The following is a 19070-nucleotide window of genomic DNA, read 5'->3' as shown; positions in this document are numbered from 1 at the left end:
ATCGCGGCCGAGTGCAATTCTCAGGCGACGTTGCTGCGGCGTTCGGGTGCGGCCTCTTCCCCGGCGGTTGCCTCGGTTTCGGGCGAAATGCCGCCGGCAACGTCCAGGGCAGGAGGCTCCTGTTCCGGCAGTGCGGTTTTCGCCTCGCCAAGAGCGGGCGGCAACAGCAGCGCGTCGCGCTTTGCCTGCTGGGCCAGCGCTGCATTGTGGTGGGCGGTCTTGTCGGACAGGTCCATCGGCCGACCGAAGAGGAACCCTTGCACCTTGTCGCAGCCGGCGGCGCGCAGCAGGGTCACCTGGTCCTCGTTCTCCACGCCCTCGGCGGTGATGGTGACGCCGAGCGACCGTCCAAGACCGACGATGGAGGCGATGATCGCGTCGGTCGTCGGGTTCTTGCCGACCGTGGCGACGAAGGAGCGATCGATCTTGATCGTGTCGAAGGGAAAGCGGGACAGGTAGCTGAGGCTCGAATAGCCGGTGCCGAAGTCGTCCATTGCCACGGACGCCCCCATCTGGCGAATACTGGAAAGCGTTTTGACGACGGCCTCCGTGTCGGAGATCAGAAGACTTTCGGTGATCTCAATTTCCAGGCGCTCGGGCGCCAGGCCGCTTGCCTTCAGTGCATCTGCGACCCGCTGTTCCGTCTTGCCGGGACTGAACTGGGCCGGCGACACATTGACGGCAACCGTCAGCGAGGTATCACGCCAGCGGGCGGCTTCATGGCAGGCCCGGTTCAGCACCCATGAGCCGATTTCCTCGATGAGGCCCGCATCTTCGGCAATCGGGATGAACACGGTGGGTGAAATCGTGCCGCGCTCGGGGTGCTCCCAGCGCAGCAGGGTCTCATAGCCGGTCAGGCGCAGGTCCGAGAGCGAGAACTGCGGCTGGTAGAGCAGGCGGAACTCGTCCTGCTTCAAGGCGTTGCGCAGGTCCGCCTCCAGCATCTTGCGCTTCTGCGCATCGGCATCCATGTCGGGCGAGTACCAGACATAGGTCGACCTTCCGGAATGCTTGGCGCGGTAAAGGGCAAGGTCCGCGCAATGGAGCAGGCGGGACGACCGCCATGCGGCCTCCGTTGCCTGCGCGACGCCGATTGAGAGCGAAATCTGTATGTCCTTGCCGTCGATGCGGGTCGGTATCTTGGTCGCGGCGATCATCGTGGCGGCAAGCTTTGTGACGGCCTTGCGCGTGCTGTCGCGGGCGATCAGCACCGCGAACTCGTCTCCGGACAGGCGGGCCACCAGGTGGTCGCCGAAGACACTGGACAGCCGGTCGGCAATCACCTGCAGGAAGAGGTCGCCTGCGGCGTGACCATGCGTGTCGTTGACATCCTTGAACTTGTCGACGTCGATCAGCATCACGGCGATATTGGTCGCCTTGGCATGCGCCAGGCGCAAGGCCTCGTTGAGCTTGGTGCTGAACACCGTCCGGTTCGGCAGCCCTGTCAGGGCATCGTGATGGGCAAGGAACTGGATGGTCTTGCTGGCATGCAGCCGGTCGCGGAACCGGCTCCAGACGAAGAAGGCGGCAAGGCCCATGGCGGCGAAGACCATCGCCATCATCACCGCGATGCCGATGCGTATGACGTCGTTGAGGAACAGGCCGGTCATCTCCTGGTTATAGGAGAGGATCATCGCGCCCGTGACGGCGTGGTTCTCCCGGATCGGCACCGCCAGCAATGTTGTCCCGTCACGCCTGCCCAGATAGTTCGAGGGCACGTCGACAGGCAGTGCCGTGTTGCCCAGGACACCGGACAGAAGCCGGTCGACGCGCGGCATCATCTGCGCGATCTGCGGTTCCGGCAGGCGCGGCAGGATGGTGCTGGTGTCGACCGCAGGGGCCTTTTCGTCGAACCAGACGATTGCCACGGTGGCGACGAGCTCGTTGCCTTCCAGGTGGCCCATGAACTCCGTGACGGTCAATTCCGTCGAGGGCGGTGCTGGGTGGAAGCGAATGGCCGGTGCGCGTCGCGCGGCGCGGTCTCCCTCCAGGCTGTCGATGGAGAGGCGGAGGGGCTGTTCGGCGAGCGGCTTGGAGTTTTGTTCGGCCGCATCGATCCGGCGCTGCTGCATGTAGTCCTGCAGATCGCGCTCGATCCGGCGTGTCGCTTCCTGCGCATCGCGCGTGTAGATGGCCTGGGAGAAGAAAACATTGGCAGTGTGGATCGCCGCGGCAAAGCCAACAACGACGGTAAATCCCGTCAGAATTCCGAGAAGTGTTCGAAAGTTGCGCAAACCGCCCATCCTCGCGCGCTGCCTGTCTGGCCTTGCCGCCTTGGTCCTGTCGGATCATCGCATTACAAAGTTTCCAGACATTGAATCGTGACCGCCGTGGTGGTGTCCCTGCGGTGTTGCGCAAGCCGAAAATGACGGAGAAGCGTCCATGGTTGATGAACAGATGCGCAGCGAAACGGATTCCATGGGGTCGGTCGAGGTGCCGGCGGACCGGTACTGGGGCGCGCAGACCGAGCGCGCGCGCCATCACTTCGCCATCGGGCGGGATCCTTTTCCGCTGGAAATCATTCGCGCGGTCGCCGAGATCAAGCGTGCGGCAGCGGGCGCCAATGCGGAAATCGGCGTGCTTGACGGGCGCCTTTCCGAACTCATCCGCACAGCGGCCGACGAAATCATCGCCGGGCGGCACGACGGCGAGTTTCCGCTGCATGTGTGGATGACCGGCTCCGGCACCCAGGCCAACATGAATGTCAACGAAGTGATCTCCAACCGTGCGATCGAACTCGCCGGAGGCGCGCGCGGGAGCAAGGATCCGGTTCATCCGAACGACCACGTCAACCGGTCGCAGTCCTCCAACGATGTGATCCCGACGGCGCTCAACGTGGCGGCGGCGGTCATGATCGCCTCCCGGCTGCTGCCGGCCCTGGCAATCCTGCGTGAGGGGCTGGCGGGCAAGGCGCGGCAATGGCGTGATGTCGTCAAGATTGGCCGGACGCACATGCAGGACGCGGTGCCGATGACGCTGGGCCAGGAGTTCGCCGGTTATGTCGGCATGCTCGACGACAATGTCGAGCGACTTGCCTTCGCGCAGAAGGGGCTGATGCGGCTGGCGATCGGCGGCACGGCGGTCGGAACCGGACTGAACGCACCGGCGGGTTTCGACACGAAAGTGGCGAGCGAACTGGCGTCTCGTACCGGCCTGCCGTTCGAGGCGGCGGCCAACAAGTTCGCCGTGATGGGCGCGCATGACGCCATGGTGATGGCCTCGGGCACGCTGCGCGTGCTCGCGGTCTCGCTGCACAAGATCGCCAATGACATCCGTCTGCTGGCCTGCGGGCCGCGCGCCGGTTTTGCCGAACTGGTGTTGCCGGAGAACGAGCCCGGCTCCTCGATCATGCCCGGCAAGGTCAACCCGACCCAGTGCGAGGCCCTGGCGATGCTCACCATCCAGGTGATGGGCCTGGATGCGGCCACCGGCTTTGCCGGCGCAGGTGGCCTGCTCGACATGAATGTCTACAAGCCGATGATCGGAGCGAACGTCATCGAGTCCTGCCGCATGCTTGCCGACGGCATGGAACATTTCGCAAAGTTCGCGGTTGCAGGCATGGAGGCCAATGAAAGCCGGCTGCGCGAGACGGTTGACCGGTCGCTGATGCTGGTGACGGCGCTGACGCCGGAAATCGGCTACGACAAGGCGGCGGCCATCGCCCATCATGCCCATCACGAGGGGCTGACCCTGAGGGAGGCGGCGCTGGCGCTCGGGCATATCGACGCGGCGCGGTTCGACCGGATTGTCGATCCCGCCTCGATGACCGGCGGGATGCCGGATATCGGCTGAGGGCAGGTGGCGCTGCCTCGCGGCCCGGCGTGGCCGATTTCAGGGTGAATGTGCTAGAAGGCGATAACCGCGGTGGGGCGAGTCGGGATCGACACGCGCCTGCCGGCCATTTGAAAGAGGTATCCATGGACGGTCGGGTGGTGCTTGTCACGGCTGCGGGCAGCGGCATGGGCGCGGAAATCGCGCGCAAGGTCGCAGGTCTTGGCGCGCGCGTCGCGATCCTGTCGGCCAGCGGCAAGGGGGCGGCGCTGGCGGAGGAACTGGGCGGGCTCGGCCATACCGGGTCGAACCTTGTGGCCGACGACCTTGCCGCGTTCGTCGCGGCGGCGATCGAGCGCTACGGACGCATCGATGCGGTGGTGAACAGCGCCGGGCACGGCCCGAAGGGCGATATCCTGTCGATCACCGACGAGGACTGGCACCTGGGCATGGACTACTACCTGATGAACGTCATCCGCATGTGCCGGCTGGTGACGCCGCACTTCCAGCGCCAGGGCGCGGGCGCGGTGGTCAACATCTCCACCTATGCCACGTTCGAACCCGAGGCGATGTTTCCGACCTCGGGCGTCTTTCGCGCCGGACTGGCCGCTTTCACCAAGCTTTATTGCGACAAGTATGCTGCCGATGGCATTCGCATGAACAACGTCCTGCCGGGCTTCATCGACAGCCTTCCGGAGAAGGAGGACCGGCGCGAGAGGATCCCCATGGGGCGCTACGGCACGGTCAGCGAGGTGGCGGAAACCGTCGCCTTCCTGCTGTCCGACGGGGCCGGTTACATCACCGGCCAGAACCTGCGCGTCGATGGCGGCATCACGCGGTCGGTCTGAGGCTCCGGACAGGCGATGAACATCTGGTCTGCGATCAGTGCGGTGGCGGCGGCGATCGGTTCGGGCGGCGCCCAGATGGTCGACCGGATCGTGCAGTTCCTTGTCTCCGTCGGCGAAGGGCGGGGCGACCGGGCGGTTGCCTTCACGGTCGCGATGATCGCGCTGTCGGCGAAGATGGCAAAGGCGGACGGCGTGGTCACCGGCGACGAGGAGATCGCGTTTCTCGACGTCTTCGACATTCCCGCCGGCGAGGAGCGCAACGTCATCCGCCTGTTCAATCTCGCCAAGCAGGACGTCGCGGGTTTCGAGACCTATGCCGAACGGCTCGCGGCGCTGTTCCCGGGCGACGAGGACATCCGGGTCGATATCCTCGATGCGCTGTTCCACATCGCCAAGGCGGATGGCGTGGTGCACGAGTACGAAGTGGCCTATCTTACGAGAATTGCGGAGATATTCGGCCTTGACGCGCGTGCGTTCGACCAGGTCTTCGCCCGGCATGTGCGGGCCGAGGGGGATCCCTATCCGGTGCTGGGCATTGCGCGCGAGGCGTCCAACGACGAGATCCGGAGCCACTATAGGCGCATGGTCGTGGAGACCCATCCCGACCGGCTGATCGCGCGCGGCGTGCCGGAGGAATTCGTTCGCATCGCCAATGACCGCCTTGCCGCGCTCAACGTGGCCTATGCCAAGATCGCGGCCGAGCGCGGAATGTGACCGACGGAAGCAACATCCGGGGAAAGGAAGAGCGGCGATGATCGATGCGACGACACTTGCGGCCTATGTGGCGATTGTACTGGGCTTCGTCTTCATTCCCGGCCCGGCGACGCTGCTGACGGTTGCGAGGGCGACGAGTTCGGGAACCCGGGTCGGCATCGCGACCGGGGCCGGCGTCGCCGCCGGCGACCTGGTGCATACGGTGATGGCGGTGGTCGGCCTGTCGGCGATCATCGCGACCTCGGCCATGCTGTTCTCGATCATCAAGTATCTGGGCGCGGCCTATCTGATCTATCTCGGCATCCGCGCGCTGTTCGAACGGCCGGCGACCGACCTTGCCGCCGGGATGCGAACCATCGGCGTGGGGGCGGCGTTCCGCCAGGCCATCCTTGCCGAGGTGCTGAATCCGAAGACGGCCCTGTTCTTCCTGGCATTCCTGCCGCAGTTCGTGAAGCCCGGGAACGGGTCGGCGGTGGTGCAGCTCCTCGTGCTCGGGGTGCTGTTCGTGCTGATCGGGCTGTTCAGCACGGTCGTTTTTGCGCTGGCAGCCGGCCGGCTTGGCAACTTCCTGCGACGCAACCCCACCATCCTGAAGTGGCAGGGCAAGGTGGTCGGTGGCATCTACTGTGCGCTCGGGCTCAGGCTCGCCCTGCAGGACCGGTAAAGCCGACGGACGGACAGACAGGTTTCCATGAGCATCAAGACGGACACAGGGTTGCCGGCGCGGTTGCGCCCTTCACCGAACCACAATGAGCGACAGGGCAAGGTGTGCCTGCTCGTTCTTCACTATACCGGCATGAAGACGGCGGATGAGGCGGTGCGCCGGCTTTGCGATCCTTCCGCCGAGGTTTCGGCCCACTACGTGGTCGAGGAGGATGGCGGCATCCTGCAACTGGTGCCGGAAAGCCGGCGGGCCTGGCACGCCGGCAAGTCGTTCTGGAAGGGCGAGCGCGACATCAATTCCCGCTCGATCGGGATCGAGATGATCAATCCCGGCCATGAACACGGCTATCGCCCGTTCCCCGAGGCGCAGGTCGCTGCGGTGGTCGGGCTGTCCCGCGACATATGCGGCCGACACGGCATCCCGGCGGCCGGCGTGCTGGCGCATTCCGATGTGGCGCCGGAGCGCAAGGAGGACCCGGGCGAGCTGTTTCCCTGGGATCGCCTGGCGGCGGCCGGCATCGGCCTGCATGTCGCGCCGGAACCCGTTTCGGGCGGGCGGTTCTTCCAGGAAGGCGACAGCGGCCAGCCGGTGGAGGCGCTGCAGTCGATGCTGGCGCTCTACGGTTTCGAGATGCCGATCAGCGGGACCTTCGACAGCCGCACGCGGCTGGCGGTCGCCGCGTTCCAGAGGCGTCACCGGCGCGCGCGTGTCGACGGCATCGCCGACATGTCGACGATCACCACCCTGCACCGTTTTCTGCAGGAGGTGCCGAACCTCGGCTGACGCGGGGCGGCGATCGTGACAGCTTCGCGCAACCGGGGCAGATCCTCGCCGCCTGCGGGCCACGGGAGCGGGACACCGGCGCCATGAAGCAGCCGCATTGTCCGGCATGTGCATATTTTAGCCAGATTTTATCGATTTTTTTGTAACATTTCGTGATCGTCACGGCCGGATTTTCGTCTTACCGCACCGTCATACCCCCGCCCTCTCAGCAACGACAAACAGTCTTGAAGGTCGGTACATGACGATTTCTCTCGCGCCGCGTCTCGTTTGCGCGCTCTTTCTGGCTCTTACCGCCGCGGCATGCCAGACCGCGTCCGTTTCGACGACAACCGTCGATCCAAAGATCCTGGAGGCCGGCGGCCGCGCCGCGAAATACGATGCGATCATCCGTGCCGAGGCACGCAAGCACGGCGTTCCGGTGAAGCTGGCGCATGCGGTGATCAGTGTCGAAAGCAACTACAATGCCCGTGCACGCGGCCGCGCCGGAGAGATCGGCCTGATGCAGATCAAGCCCCAGACAGCGCGGGGCGAAGGGTTTCGCGGCAGCGCCAAGGCGCTTTACGACCCGAAGACCAACATCACCTACGGCATGCGCTATCTCGCCGGCGCCCACAAGAAGGCCGGCGGCGACGTCTGCGGTACGATCCTGCGCTACAATGCAGGCCACTTCGCCAAGCGCATGAACCCGATCAGCAGCCGTTACTGCTCGAAGGTGAAGCGGCTCCTGGCGCGGGGCTGAGGCCCCCGCCCGCACGCCGCTCAGCGTCCGGGCAGAGCGAGGGCGGCGACAGACGGGGAGGCGGGGATGTCTCCCTCCAGGCGCTCGTCCGGGGAAACTCCGGTGACGATCTCGGCCAGCGAGACCACGCCCGCCCAGACCGGCAGGCGATAGTCCTCCTCGTCATCGACGGGCGGTCCGTCGCGGCGCTTCATGGTGATCTGCTCGACATCGAGCGCCAGCACACCGGTGGCGCCGAACTCCTTCGCGGTCATCGGACGGACCTCGTCCCAGCGACCGGGCAGCAGGCGGTTTGTCAGCGCCACGAGCGCTGCCTCCTTTTCCGCCGCGTTGACCACATGCCGGGCCTGCGCGTGGACCACCACCGAACGGTAGTTCATCGAATGGTGGAAGGCGGAGCGGGCAACGACGATGCCGTCGAGCAGGGTCACCGTCAGGCAGACGGGTGCACGCTCCTCGATGCCCTTGACGATGCGCGTGGCCTTGGCGCCGTGGATATAGAGCTTGCGCCCGATCCTGGCGTGCAGCATCGGGATGACCATCGGCCTGGCATCGGCGATGAAACCGACATGGGCGATGCGGGCCTCGTCGATGACGGCCCATGCTTCAGACGGGTCCGTCACCTCGCGCTTGCCGACCCTGACGCGGGCGTGGCGAGGCAGGGTGGCGCGGTGCTGGCGTCCGATGCTTTTGTCGATTTTCGTCATGACTGGCATTCCCGTGTTTCCCGGCGAGGAATGTGCCATTAAACTGGTTCCAAGGAAGATCCACTTTCAGGATTATCAAAGGACCAGAAAATGCTCGACGGCATTCTGTCGCTTGACCGCAGTCTCCCGGTTCCCTTGCCCGAACAGGTCTATCGCGGCCTGCGAGGGGCAATCGGCGAGGGGCGTTTCTCCACTGGTACACGACTGCCGTCGAGCCGTGTGCTGGCGACTTCTCTCGGCATCTCCCGCAACACGGTCAACGCGGCCTATGAGCTTCTGGCGGCGGAGGGCGTCGTGTCGGTGCGTCCCGGATCGGCTCCGCGCGTCGCGCATCACGGCGCGGCGCGACCGCAGGGCGGGAGCGGAGAAGGAGGTGCGCGGGCAGTCGCACTCTCGCGGCGCGGGCGCGAGATGAGTGCCGATCCCTGGGCCGGCACCGGCCGGCGGCGCGGCGGCCGGCTCGAGCCCGGGTCGCCGGCGCTTGACTGCTTCCCCAAGGATCTATGGGCGCAGACGCTCCGGCGGGCGGCGCGCACGCTTCGCGGCGGAGCGATGTTTTACGAGGAGACAGCCGGATATCCGGCCCTGCGCGAGGCGCTGGCGGAGTATCTGACCCGCGAGCGGGGGGTGCGTGCCACACCTGGTCGGGTCCTCGTCCTGCCGTCGACGCAGGCCAGCCTGCAGCTCGTCGCGCAGTGCCTGGCCGATCCGGGCGATGCCGCCTGGATCGAGGATCCGGGCTATCTCGGCGCGCGCGCCGCGTTTCGCGCCGCCGGGTTGTCGGTGCAGCCGATGCCGGTCGACGGGCAGGGCGGCGATCCCTCGGCGCTTGCCGGCGGACCGTCGCCGAGGCTGATCTACGTCACCCCGTCGCACCAGTATCCGCACGGCATGCGAATGACGCTGGAGCGGCGTGCCATGATCCTCGATGCGGCACGGGCGCATGGCGCCGTCGTGCTGGAGGACGATTATGATAGCGAGTTCCTGTTCTCCGGCCGGCCGCTGGCGGCCATGCAGGGGCTCGGCGCGGATGGCGAGGTGATCTATCTGGGCACCTTCTCCAAGAGCATGCTGCCGGGAGTACGCGTCGCCTACATGGTGGTGCCGGAGCATCTCGCCGGTCCGCTGGCAACGGCGCAGCGGGTGTCCGGGATGCTGGCCAGCGTGGTGACGCAGGCAGCACTGGCCGATTTCATCGTGTCGGGCCGTTATCGGGCGCATCTGAAGCGCATCCAGGGGATCTACCAGGCACGTGGAACCGTTCTTGCCGGCGCGCTGCGGGCAAGCCTCGGCGGACTGGCAAGCGTCGCCGATCCGGTCGGCGGGGTGCAGCTTGCCCTGAGGTTTCGCGATCCCGTCGACGATCTCGAGGTGGCCAGGCGTGTCAATGCGCGCGGCTTCGGTGTTGCATCGCTGTCCTCCTACGGCATTCGCTACCGGCAGAGCGGCCTTGTCATCGGCTTTGCCGGACTGGCGGAGGGGGATGCGCGCGACTGCGCCTCGGCAATCGCGTCGGTGCTGGAGGAGGGCGACCTCGACAAGGCTTGACCGGGCCTGCCTGGACGCCTACCAGTCGCGCGTCAGCCGGCCGGACGGCCGCTCCCGCAAGCGCGGAAACGCCGCGGGGGAGGAAAGTCCGGGCTCCACGGAAAAACGGTGCCGGGTAACGCCCGGCGGGGGCGACCCCAGGGAAAGTGCCACAGAAAGCAAACCGCCCCGGCTTCGGCCGGGGTAAGGGTGAAAGGGTGGGGTAAGAGCCCACCGCGCGACCGGTAACGGAAGCGGCACGGTAAACCCCACCGGGAGCAAAACCGAATAGGGGCGGTGCGGGATCCGCAAGGGTCCCGGCCCTTTTCCAGGCCAGCCGCCCGGGTTGGTTGCGTGAGGCGTCCGGCAACGGGCGTCCCAGATGAATGGTCGTCGCGTGCGGCATTCGTGCCGCGCCATACAAAACCCGGCTTACAGGCCGGCTGACACTTTCCCCTCCCAGTCCTGAAGGCGGATTTTCCTCCGCTTCACGTGGCGCACGCTCCTTCCGGCGATGCCCCGTGGCGCCCGTTCGCGCGCGATGTTCTTGAAACCGTTGGCTTTCAGCCCGGCACCCCTCCCGCACGACCGGATTCGACACCTCTCGCAGGATGCAAAGCCATCGCAACCCAATTTTAAGCTTAACCGTGGATAACCTTTGGACGGTGTTTCGCACACCGTTCGGGAGGGGGCCGAAACCATTGGATTCCATTGACGCCCATGAGGTCCCATGCTATCCCAGATCATCCCGTTTCGAGTTGTGGCGACGGGGCTAAGGCGGCGCACGGATTCGGTTCCTGTGCCGGCGTGCGGTCGGGCCGCAGGCATGGCGCACGGCGCCGATGTGTCCAGGGATCGGGAGTCAGGTGGTGGCCGAACGCAGTGCGTTCGGCGGTGGGGCGAGAGAATCGATGTCCGGCTTCGTGTCGCACTACACAAATCGACTCGACGCCAAGGGGCGGGTCTCCGTTCCTGCCCCCTTTCGCCAGGCTCTCACACGCGACGGTTTCGAAGGTCTCTACTGCTTTCCCTCGCTGCATCAGCCGGCCGTGGATGCGGGCGGGCATCAGCTCGTCAGCGAGATCCAGAAGCGTCTCGACGGCCTGACCACTCTGACCGAGGACCACGACGCCCTGTCAACGGCGCTGTTCGGCGCGAGCGAAACCCTGAAGATCGACGGAGACGGCCGGGTGATGCTGTCCGACATGATCCGCGAGCACGCGGCAGTGACCGACCAGGTGACCTTCGTCGGGCAGGGTTTCAAGTTCCAGATCTGGGAGCCGGAGCGGTTTCGTGCGCATCGCGCCGATGCGATGAAGCGGGCGATGGCCGTCCTGTCCTCGCCGAAGCCTTCGGAGGCGGGGCGATGATGGCGTTGCCGAAGGGTGACGGCGCCCCGCGCCATGTCCCGGTCCTTCTTTCGGAAGTCCTTGTCGCGCTCGGCGACATCGAAGGCTGCACGGTGGTTGACGGCACCTTCGGCGCTGGCGGTTACACGCGCGCCTTCCTTGATGCCGGAGCCAATGTTGTCGCCATCGACCGGGACCCGAACGCAATCGCCGCAGGGCAGGGCCTTGCCGCCGGCAGCGCCGGCAGGCTGACCCTCGTCGAGGGGCGGTTTTCGGAGCTGGATGCGCATGCTCGGGCGAGCGGCCATGCGGGCGTGGATGCGGTGGTGCTCGATCTCGGCGTCTCCTCCATGCAGCTCGACGAGGCGGAGCGGGGGTTCTCCTTCCGCAGCGACGGGCCGCTGGACATGCGCATGGAGCAGCAGGGGCTTTCCGCCGCCGATGTTGTCAACCAAATGCCGCAGCGCGACCTGACCAGGGTGATCGGCATCCTGGGCGAGGAAAAGCGCGCGTCCTCGGTGTCGCGGGCGATTGCCGAGCGACGCAAGGAGCGTCCCTTCGAGCGAACATCCGATCTTGCCGCGGTCGTCGAGAAGGTCGTCGGGCGCTCCTTCAAGGGCAAGCAGATCCATCCGGCGACGCGAACCTTCCAGGCCCTGCGCATCTATGTGAACCGGGAGCTGGACGAGGTCGTCGAGGCGCTGGCCGCCGCCGAGCGGGCGCTGCTGCCCGGCGGGCGGCTGGTTGTCGTCACGTTCCACAGCCTCGAGGACCGGATCGTCAAGCGCTTCCTGGCGGAGCGCAGCAGGACCCGCGCGGGCGGGTCGCGTCACCTGCCGGAGGCGGAAGTGCCGCCGGCGACATTCGAGCTGATCGCCCGCGGCGCGGTCGATCCGTCCGAGGCCGAGGTCGCCGCCAACCCGCGCGCCCGGTCCGCGAAACTGAGGGCCGCGCGGCGCATCGACGCCCCGGCGCGCGAGATCGATCCCCGCGAACTTGGCGCGCCGCGCGTTGCCGCGCCCGGGCAGTGGGAAGAGGTGAGACCATGAGCCGCTACACGAACGTCATCCTTGCCGTGGGCGTGCTGGCAGCCGCCGCCGCCGTCTATGACATGAAGCACGATGCGGAACGCTCGGCCGAGCACGTGGCCGCATTGCAGCGCGAGATCGAGCAGGAGCGCGAACAGCTTCAGCTTCTCAAGGCGGAATGGAGCTTGCTGAACGATCCGAGCCGACTGCAACGGCTTGTCGAGCGCTACAACGAACACCTGTCTCTGGAACCGCTTTCGGTCGAGCAGATCACCCGGATCGAGGATGTACCGGTCAAGCCCGTGCATCTGGCCCCGATCGACAGCAACGCGACGCTCGGCGGTTATGCCGGGTCGGCGCCCGTGGTCCGATAGGAAGGACGATATGGCGGTGACTGATCAGCCCGTATCCTTCCTGCAGCGCCGTGTCGTCGGCGAACGGCATGTGCCGCGCGGACCCTCGACGCATGCGGTGCGCAGCCGGGTGCGCATGGCGATGGTCGTCTTCGCCATGGTTTACATGGCGATCGGCGGCCGGCTGGTGATGCTGGGTATGAGCGAGGAGGCCCGCTCGGTTTCCTATATCTCGGCGCAGGACAGCGTCGCCGCGTCGCGGCCCGATCTCGTCGATCGCAACGGCCAGATCCTGGCAACCGACATCAAGACGGCCTCGCTCTTTGCCGAGCCGCGCAAGATCATCGATGTCGACGAGGCGCTGGAGGGCATCGCCAGCGTGCTGCCGGAACTGGGTACGGATGCGGTTCGCAAGCGCCTCGCCAGCAATGCCGGCTTCATCTGGCTGAAGCGTGAGCTGACCCCGCGCCAGCGCACGATGATCCACGATCTCGGCATTCCGGGCGTCGGTTTCCTTGAGGAAAACAGCCGCTTCTATCCCGGTGGCCCGACCGCAAGCCATATCGTCGGATCGGTCAATGTCGACAACCAGGGCATCTCCGGCATGGAGCTTGCCGTCGACAAGGCCTGGCTTGGCGACCTGCAACAGCTCGGTTTTGCCAGCGACCGGCCGATGGAGCCGGTGAACCTTGCGGTCGATCTGCGGGTCCAGCATGTGGTGCGCGACGAACTGTCGAAGGCGCTGGAGCGCTACCGGGCAATCGCCGGCGTCGGCATCGTGCTCGATGTCGAGACGGGCGAGGTGGTGGCGATGTCGTCGCTGCCGGACTTCGACCCCAACGACCGCGCCCAGGCGCTGGAAAAGGATCGCCTCAACCGGGCGTCCGGCGGCGTCTTCGAGATGGGCTCGGTGTTCAAGGGCTTCACCGTCGCGATGGCGCTCGACAGCGGCCGGGTGACGATGAACGACAGCTTCGACGCGACGCGGCCCCTGCGCGTCGGCGGGCGCACCATTGACGACTTCCACGGCAAGCGGCGGCTCCTGTCGGTGGCGGAAACCTTCATCTACTCGTCCAATATCGGCACCGCCAAGATGATGCTGAGTGCCGGCATCGACGAGCAGAAGGCATTTCTCAAGCGGCTCGGCCTGACAACACGGACGCAGACCGACCTTCCCGAAGTCGCCACGCCCCTGCTGCCGCCGAAATGGAACGAGCTTGCCGCGATCACGATTTCCTTCGGCCACGGTATCTCGGTAACGCCGCTGCAGACGGCGGTGGCGACCGCCGCGCTGGTCAATGGCGGACGGTTGATCCCGCCGACATTCGCTCCGCGCACCCGCGAGGAGGCGGCTGCGCTGGCCGAGCAGGTGGTGACGCCGCAGACCAGCGAAATCATGCGCTACCTGTTCCGGCTCAACGTCCAGTCGGGCTCCGGCCGGCGTGCGGAAGTGCCGGGCTATATGGTCGGCGGCAAGACCGGAACGGCGGAAAAGATCGAGAATGGCCGCTACGTATCCAACAAGCGCCGCAATTCTTTCCTTTCTGCATTTCCCATCGACAAGCCGCGTTACGTTGTCCTGGTGGTGCTTGACGAACCGAAGTCGGAGCGCGAGGGGATCGGCGCGACGGCAGGCCTCAATACGGCGCCGCTGACGGCCGCCATCATTCGCCGCGCGGCACCGATGCTGGGTGTGCTGCCGAACTTCGGAGAGCGGACGGAGACGGTATCGATTTCCTATTGACCGGGCCGGCAGGAACGGGGTCGCACCGCAGTTCCCGCCAGGTCCTGATGACGATGCACAACGGATATTGGCGCTAGACATGCTGTTGAAGGACCTCACCGGCGAACAGGTGCTCGCCGCACCCGAGTTCGAAGTCGAGATCGCCGGATTGTCCGCGGACAGCCGCACCGTGACCGACGGGTTCGTGTTCGCCGCGCTGAAAGGCGCGCGCACGGACGGTACGCGCTTCATAGAGGCTGCCCGCGCTTCGGGCGCCGGCGCGATCCTGGTTGGCCAGGACACGCCGCTTTCGGCGCTCGGCAACGGCGCGGAAAGCTGTCCCGTCATCGTCAGCGACGACCCGCGCCGGACGCTGGCGCTGATGGCCGCCCGCTTCTACGAACGTCAGCCGGAAAAACTGGTGGCGGTCACCGGGACGAGCGGCAAGACATCGGTTGCCGTGTTCGTTCGGCAGATCTTCGCCCATGCCGGGTTCGAGGCCGCGAGCCTTGGCACGATTGGGACGGTGACAAGCCGCGGCGCCCGCTATGGCAGCCTGACGACCCCGGACCCGGTGTCCCTCCACGAGACGCTGGCCCAGCTTGCCGGTGACGGCATCACCCATGCCGCGCTGGAAGCTTCCAGCCACGGGCTCGACCAGCGCCGCCTCGACGGGCTTGAGCTGACGGCAGCGGCCTTCACTAATCTCGGCCGCGACCATCTCGACTATCACCCGGACGTCGAGCATTACCTTGCCGCAAAGATGCGGCTGTTCGACACGCTCCTCGATGCCGAGCGGCCCGTCGTGCTGGAACCGGCCGCGCCGTACGCATGGCGGGTGGCGGCCGCGGCGCGCGAGCGCGGGCACCGTGTCTTCACGGTCGGCGAGGGCGGCGAGGACATTCGGCTTCTCGACATCCGCCATGACGGCTTCGCCCAGATCCTGTCGCTTGAGACCGAGGCGGGTGCATGCGAGGTGCGGTTGCCGCTGGCCGGGCGCTTCCAGGTTTCCAACGCGCTGATCGCGGCGGGGCTGGCGATCTGTTCCGGTGTGCCGATCGACGATGCGCTTGCCGCGCTGGAGGTGCTGGAAGGCGCTCCCGGCCGGTTGGAACTGGTCGGCGAGACCGACGACGGCGCGCTTGTCTTCGTCGACTATGCCCACAAGCCGGATGCGCTCGACACCGCGCTGGCCGCGCTCAGGCCCTTCACCAAGGGGCGGCTTCTGGTGGTGTTCGGCGCCGGCGGGGATCGCGATCCGGGCAAGCGTCCGCTGATGGGCGCGGCGGCGCATCGGCAGGCGGACATCGTCATCGTCACCGACGACAACCCGCGCAGCGAGGATCCGGCGACCATCCGCGCGGCGATCCTCGACGGGGCGCCGGATGCGCTGGAAATCGGCGATCGCCGCGATGCCATTGAGGCCGCGGTCGGCATGCTGCAACCCGGAGACGTCCTTTGCATCGCCGGCAAGGGGCACGAACCCGGCCAGATCGTTGGCGACGAAGTGCTGCCGTTCTCCGACCACGAGGTGGCGCGCGCGGCGCTCGCCGCTGTTGCCGAAAGCGACCTGTTCGGCGCGCTGGAGGATGACGGGCTCGGCCTGGATCTCGACCTCGACGATGCACTGGAACAGGCGCTCGCCGAGACGTTCGAGCCGGAGACGGAAACGGAGGAAGGGGAAGAGGCAGAGCGGGCCGAGCTCCTGATCCCGGGCGGCGATGCCGCAGAGGTCGAGGTGCGGGACGCACCGGACGCAGAGAACGGGCCGGTCAAAAAGGCGGCATTTGCCGACGACGCCCTGCTTGACGAGCTCTTCGCCGAGGAAGATTTCTCCGAAGCCGAAGCCGAAGCCGAAGCCGAAGCCGAAGCCGAAGCCGAAGCCGAAGCCGAAGCCGAAGCCGAAGCCGAAGCCGAAGCCGAAGCCGAAGCCGAAGCCGAAGCCGAAGCCGAAGCCGAAGCCGAAGCCGAAGCCGACGAGTTCCTTGAGGATGCCCCCGGCGGCGAGATCCTCGACGGCGATGCGGATGCGGCCAGGGATGATACGGGCGCCGTCGACACGGACGAGATCGCTGCTGCCGGAGAACCGGAGCCGGGCGGAGCGGACGAGCCCCTTCCGGAGGCCGACGTCTTCGCCGAAGAGGCCGACGGTTTCCTCTCCGAGGACGAGGGCGAAGAAGGCGACGCAGGCGAGCAGGCAGGCGGGCGGGCGGAGCCCGTCGCGGCGACGATGTCGCCGCCAGCCGCGCCGATATTCACCGCTGTTCCCCGTGCCACCGCTCCCCGTGCCACCGCGATTTCGCTGTCAGCACCGGGCGAGCCGGTCGACGCGGAACCGGACCGGCCGCTGTGGCGCCTTGACGAGATGGTCGAGGCCACCGGCGGGGAGTTGCGCGGCACCGGTGTTTCCGACATTTCCGGCATCTCCATCGACAGCCGCAGCATTGCACCGGGCGAGGCCTTCGTGGCGATCGCAGGAGAGCGCTTCGACGGCCATGACTTCGCCGGGATGGCGCTTGCCGCCGGCGCCGGTCTTGCCATCGTGGCACGGGACAGGCTGGACCGACTGCCCGCGGACGGGCGCTATCTCGTCGTCGACGATCCGCTGGAGGCGCTGCGCGACCTGGGGCGTGCCGCGCGGGCCCGGAGCCGGGCGCGGATCGTGGCGGTCACCGGATCCGTCGGCAAGACCAGCACCAAGGACATGCTGAAACTGGCGCTCGACCCGTCGGGACGCACGCATGCCCCTGTCGCCTCCTTCAACAATCACTGGGGCGTGCCGCTGACCCTTGCAAGGATGCCGGCGGACACGGAGTTCGGCGTCTTCGAAATCGGCATGAACCATCCCGGCGAGATCACGCCGCTGGTGCAGATGGTGCGTCCGCATGCGGTGATCGTGACCACCGTCGAGGCGGTTCACCTGGAGTTCTTCGGCTCGCTCGAGCGGATCGCCCAGGCCAAGGCGGAGATCTTCCTCGGCCTGGAACCGGGTGGCCTGGCGCTGCTGAACCGCGACAACAACCAGTTCGACCTGCTGACCTATCTGGCGAAGGCGGCCGGCATTCGCCGCATCGCCACGTTCGGCCGCGCCGGACCGGCGGACGTCGAGGCCGAGCGAATTTCGGCGCAGACCGGCTGCACCTCCATTTCCGGCCATGTGTTTGGCAAGAAGATTGCCTACAAGGTGGGCGCTCCGGGCGAACATCTTGTAACCAACAGTCTTGCGGTGCTGGCCGCCGTTGCGGAACTGGGCGGCGATCTTGCCCGGGCCGGCATGGCGCTGGCCGCGTTTCGCGCGCCGAAAGGGCGCGGGGAACAGGCAAGCCTGCGCCTCGCCGAAGGGCGCGCGACGCTGATCGACGAGAGCTACAACGCCAATCCCGCCTCGATGCGCGCCGCGCTCGGGCTGCTGCGGGAGACGCCGATCGAGCGCAACGGCCGGCGGATCGCGGTGATCGGCGACATGCTCGAGCTCGGCGATGCGGAGAGACAACTTCACGCCGCGTTACGCGGGCCTGTTGCCGAATCCGGTGCAGATCTCGTTTACTGCGCCGGACCGCGCATGCACGCCTTGTGGGAGATGCTGCCGAAGCACCAGCGCGGGGCCTATTCGGAGGAAGCGGCCAGCCTCCAGTCGCTGCTGGTCGAGGATATCCGGCCCGGCGACGTGATCATGATCAAGGGATCGCTCGGCACGCGGATGGGTCCGCTGGTCGAAGCGCTCAAGCGCGAATTCCCCGTCGAGGACGACGGAGCCGAATAGGAACGCCTGATAGATGTTGTATTTCCTCGTCGAGTTTGCCGACCACTTCTCCGCGCTGAACGTGTTCCGCTACATCACGTTCCGGACCGGCGGCGCGATCATGACCGCCATGCTGTTCATCTTCCTGTTCGGGCCGATGATCATCTCGTCGCTCAGGCTGCGCCAGGGGCACGGCCAGCCGATCCGCGCCGACGGCCCGCAGAGCCACCTGCTGACGAAGAAGGGCACGCCGACGATGGGCGGGCTGATGATCCTGTCGGGCATGCTGGTCGCCACGCTGCTGTGGGCGGACCTGCTCAATCCCTATACATGGATCGTGCTCGGCGTGACCGTCGGCTTCGGCGCCATCGGTTTGTACGATGACTATCTCAAGGTGACGAAATCCTCCCACAAGGGGTTCAGCGGACGCAGCCGGCTCGGGCTGGAATTCGTGATCGCCGGTCTGGCGGCGTGGTGCGTGACCCTGCTGGAGGCGGGCGCCTACGGCACGTCCATCGGCTTTCCGTTCTTCAAGGACCTTGCCTTCAACCTGGGCATCTTCTTCATCCCGTTCGCCGCCTTCGTGATGGTCGGAGCGGGCAATGCGGTCAATCTCACCGACGGTCTCGACGGCCTGGCCATCGTGCCGGTGATGATCGCGGCCGCCTCGTTCGGCCTGATCGCGTACCTGTCGGGCAACGCGGTCTTTGCCGAATACCTGCAGATCCACCATGTCGCGGGCTCCGGCGAGCTTGCCGTCCTGTGCGGCGCGGTGATCGGCGCGGGGCTCGGCTTCCTCTGGTTCAACGCCCCTCCGGCGGCCATCTTCATGGGCGACACCGGCTCGCTGGCGCTTGGCGGCATGATCGGCGCCATCGCGGTTGCCACCAAGCACGAGATCGTGCTGGCGATCATCGGCGGGCTGTTCGTGCTGGAAGCGGTCTCGGTGATCGTGCAGGTGGCCTCGTTCAAGCTCACCGGCCGGCGCGTCTTCAAGATGGCGCCGATCCATCATCATTTCGAGCATCTCGGCTGGACCGAGAGCCAGGTCGTGATCCGCTTCTGGATCATCGCGGTGGTTCTCGCCCTGGTCGGTCTTGCCACCCTGAAGCTGAGGTGAGG

The 19070-nt window shown here is 66.6% G+C and carries 15 protein-coding genes, 1 other RNA gene and 1 pseudogene; 15 read left to right on the top strand and 2 right to left on the bottom strand.

The features are described from left to right. Positions 1-20 precede the first annotated feature (20 nt). Entirely contained in the window at positions 21-2234 is a 2214-nt protein-coding gene (locus tag ACQY46_RS20590; protein ID WP_428697838.1) for a putative bifunctional diguanylate cyclase/phosphodiesterase, read from the bottom strand. Between the two features lie 148 nt (positions 2235-2382). On the opposite strand from ACQY46_RS20590, the gene fumC reads away from it, so the two are divergent. The 6 genes from fumC to ACQY46_RS20560 all read left to right on the top strand — a co-directional run bounded on the left by fumC (position 2383) and on the right by ACQY46_RS20560 (position 7519). Next, positions 2383-3792: a class II fumarate hydratase gene (gene fumC / locus ACQY46_RS20585; RefSeq protein WP_428697837.1), complete on the top strand. Its 1410-nt coding sequence runs from the start codon at positions 2383-2385 to the stop codon at positions 3790-3792. A gap of 125 nt (positions 3793-3917) precedes the next feature. Next, the gene (locus tag ACQY46_RS20580; RefSeq protein ID WP_428697836.1) at positions 3918-4619 is read left to right on the top strand and encodes an SDR family oxidoreductase; all 702 of its coding nucleotides are present in this window, start codon (positions 3918-3920) and stop codon (positions 4617-4619) included. A gap of 15 nt (positions 4620-4634) precedes the next feature. Beyond that, positions 4635-5333, top strand: coding sequence for a TerB family tellurite resistance protein (locus ACQY46_RS20575; protein ID WP_428697835.1), 699 nt, complete (start codon positions 4635-4637; stop codon positions 5331-5333). 37 nt (positions 5334-5370) lie between these two features. Further along, on the top strand, positions 5371-5997 hold the full coding sequence (locus ACQY46_RS20570) for a LysE family translocator (protein WP_428697834.1): 627 nt from the start codon (positions 5371-5373) through the stop codon (positions 5995-5997). A gap of 27 nt (positions 5998-6024) precedes the next feature. Further along, positions 6025-6780: an N-acetylmuramoyl-L-alanine amidase gene (locus ACQY46_RS20565; protein ID WP_428697833.1), complete on the top strand. Its 756-nt coding sequence runs from the start codon at positions 6025-6027 to the stop codon at positions 6778-6780. Positions 6781-7018: 238 nt separating this feature from the next. Then, positions 7019-7519 carry a lytic transglycosylase domain-containing protein gene (locus ACQY46_RS20560; RefSeq protein ID WP_428697832.1) on the top strand — a complete coding sequence of 167 codons (501 nt, stop codon included), beginning with the start codon at positions 7019-7021 and terminating at the stop codon, positions 7517-7519. A gap of 20 nt (positions 7520-7539) precedes the next feature. Here ACQY46_RS20560 and ACQY46_RS20555 read toward each other — a convergent pair whose 3' ends face one another. Then, entirely contained in the window at positions 7540-8226 is a 687-nt protein-coding gene (locus tag ACQY46_RS20555; RefSeq protein WP_428697831.1) for a pyridoxamine 5'-phosphate oxidase family protein, read from the bottom strand. Between the two features lie 90 nt (positions 8227-8316). Between ACQY46_RS20555 and ACQY46_RS20550 the strand changes: the two genes are divergently transcribed. From ACQY46_RS20550 to mraY, 9 genes and pseudogenes are all read left to right on the top strand, one after another. Beyond that, the gene (locus tag ACQY46_RS20550; RefSeq protein ID WP_428697830.1) at positions 8317-9774 is read left to right on the top strand and encodes a PLP-dependent aminotransferase family protein; all 1458 of its coding nucleotides are present in this window, start codon (positions 8317-8319) and stop codon (positions 9772-9774) included. Between the two features lie 32 nt (positions 9775-9806). Further along, positions 9807-10204, top strand: an RNA gene (gene rnpB / locus ACQY46_RS20545) — RNase P RNA component class A. Positions 10205-10664: 460 nt separating this feature from the next. Beyond that, entirely contained in the window at positions 10665-11123 is a 459-nt protein-coding gene (gene mraZ / locus ACQY46_RS20540; RefSeq protein WP_428697829.1) for a division/cell wall cluster transcriptional repressor MraZ, read from the top strand. Continuing rightward, positions 11120-12151: a 16S rRNA (cytosine(1402)-N(4))-methyltransferase RsmH gene (rsmH, locus tag ACQY46_RS20535; protein ID WP_428697828.1), complete on the top strand. Its 1032-nt coding sequence runs from the start codon at positions 11120-11122 to the stop codon at positions 12149-12151. The genes mraZ and rsmH overlap by 4 nt, the downstream gene beginning before the upstream one ends. Beyond that, entirely contained in the window at positions 12148-12504 is a 357-nt protein-coding gene (gene ftsL, locus ACQY46_RS20530) for a cell division protein FtsL (protein ID WP_428697827.1), read from the top strand. The genes rsmH and ftsL overlap by 4 nt, the downstream gene beginning before the upstream one ends. 10 nt (positions 12505-12514) lie before the next feature. Further along, the gene (locus tag ACQY46_RS20525) at positions 12515-14227 is read left to right on the top strand and encodes a peptidoglycan D,D-transpeptidase FtsI family protein (protein ID WP_428697826.1); all 1713 of its coding nucleotides are present in this window, start codon (positions 12515-12517) and stop codon (positions 14225-14227) included. Positions 14228-14306: 79 nt separating this feature from the next. Beyond that, positions 14307-15779 (top strand): annotated as a pseudogene (locus tag ACQY46_RS20520) (UDP-N-acetylmuramoyl-L-alanyl-D-glutamate--2,6-diaminopimelate ligase); the annotation flags it as partial. Between the two features lie 657 nt (positions 15780-16436). Beyond that, positions 16437-17969 (top strand): UDP-N-acetylmuramoylalanyl-D-glutamyl-2,6-diaminopimelate--D-alanyl-D-alanine ligase, encoded by a 1533-nt coding sequence (locus ACQY46_RS20515; protein WP_428700531.1) that lies wholly within the window; start codon positions 16437-16439, stop codon positions 17967-17969. A 13-nt stretch (positions 17970-17982) separates the two neighbouring features. Beyond that, positions 17983-19068 (top strand): phospho-N-acetylmuramoyl-pentapeptide-transferase, encoded by a 1086-nt coding sequence (gene mraY, locus ACQY46_RS20510; protein ID WP_428697825.1) that lies wholly within the window; start codon positions 17983-17985, stop codon positions 19066-19068. The last annotated feature ends 2 nt before the right edge of the window (positions 19069-19070 follow it).

It is taken from the genome of Stappia sp. (assembly GCF_965276915.1).
GTDB lineage: Bacteria > Pseudomonadota > Alphaproteobacteria > Rhizobiales > Stappiaceae > Stappia.
This window is presented reverse-complemented; position numbering and strand designations above follow the sequence as displayed.

Excerpts from the sequence above, each read along its gene's own strand:
- fumC (WP_428697837.1), top strand. The coding sequence starts at position 2,383 with ATGGTTGATGAACAGATGCGCAGCGAAACGGATTCCATGGGGTCGGTC.
- ACQY46_RS20580 (WP_428697836.1), top strand. The coding sequence starts at position 3,918 with ATGGACGGTCGGGTGGTGCTTGTCACGGCTGCGGGCAGCGGCATGGGC.
- ACQY46_RS20575 (WP_428697835.1), top strand. The coding sequence starts at position 4,635 with ATGAACATCTGGTCTGCGATCAGTGCGGTGGCGGCGGCGATCGGTTCG.
- ACQY46_RS20570 (WP_428697834.1), top strand. The coding sequence starts at position 5,371 with ATGATCGATGCGACGACACTTGCGGCCTATGTGGCGATTGTACTGGGC.
- ACQY46_RS20565 (WP_428697833.1), top strand. The coding sequence starts at position 6,025 with ATGAGCATCAAGACGGACACAGGGTTGCCGGCGCGGTTGCGCCCTTCA.
- ACQY46_RS20560 (WP_428697832.1), top strand. The coding sequence starts at position 7,019 with ATGACGATTTCTCTCGCGCCGCGTCTCGTTTGCGCGCTCTTTCTGGCT.
- ACQY46_RS20555 (WP_428697831.1), bottom strand. The coding sequence starts at position 8,226 with ATGACGAAAATCGACAAAAGCATCGGACGCCAGCACCGCGCCACCCTG.
- ACQY46_RS20550 (WP_428697830.1), top strand. The coding sequence starts at position 8,317 with ATGCTCGACGGCATTCTGTCGCTTGACCGCAGTCTCCCGGTTCCCTTG.
- mraZ (WP_428697829.1), top strand. The coding sequence starts at position 10,665 with ATGTCCGGCTTCGTGTCGCACTACACAAATCGACTCGACGCCAAGGGG.
- rsmH (WP_428697828.1), top strand. The coding sequence starts at position 11,120 with ATGATGGCGTTGCCGAAGGGTGACGGCGCCCCGCGCCATGTCCCGGTC.
- ftsL (WP_428697827.1), top strand. The coding sequence starts at position 12,148 with ATGAGCCGCTACACGAACGTCATCCTTGCCGTGGGCGTGCTGGCAGCC.
- ACQY46_RS20525 (WP_428697826.1), top strand. The coding sequence starts at position 12,515 with ATGGCGGTGACTGATCAGCCCGTATCCTTCCTGCAGCGCCGTGTCGTC.
- ACQY46_RS20515 (WP_428700531.1), top strand. The coding sequence starts at position 16,437 with ATGTCGCCGCCAGCCGCGCCGATATTCACCGCTGTTCCCCGTGCCACC.
- mraY (WP_428697825.1), top strand. The coding sequence starts at position 17,983 with ATGTTGTATTTCCTCGTCGAGTTTGCCGACCACTTCTCCGCGCTGAAC.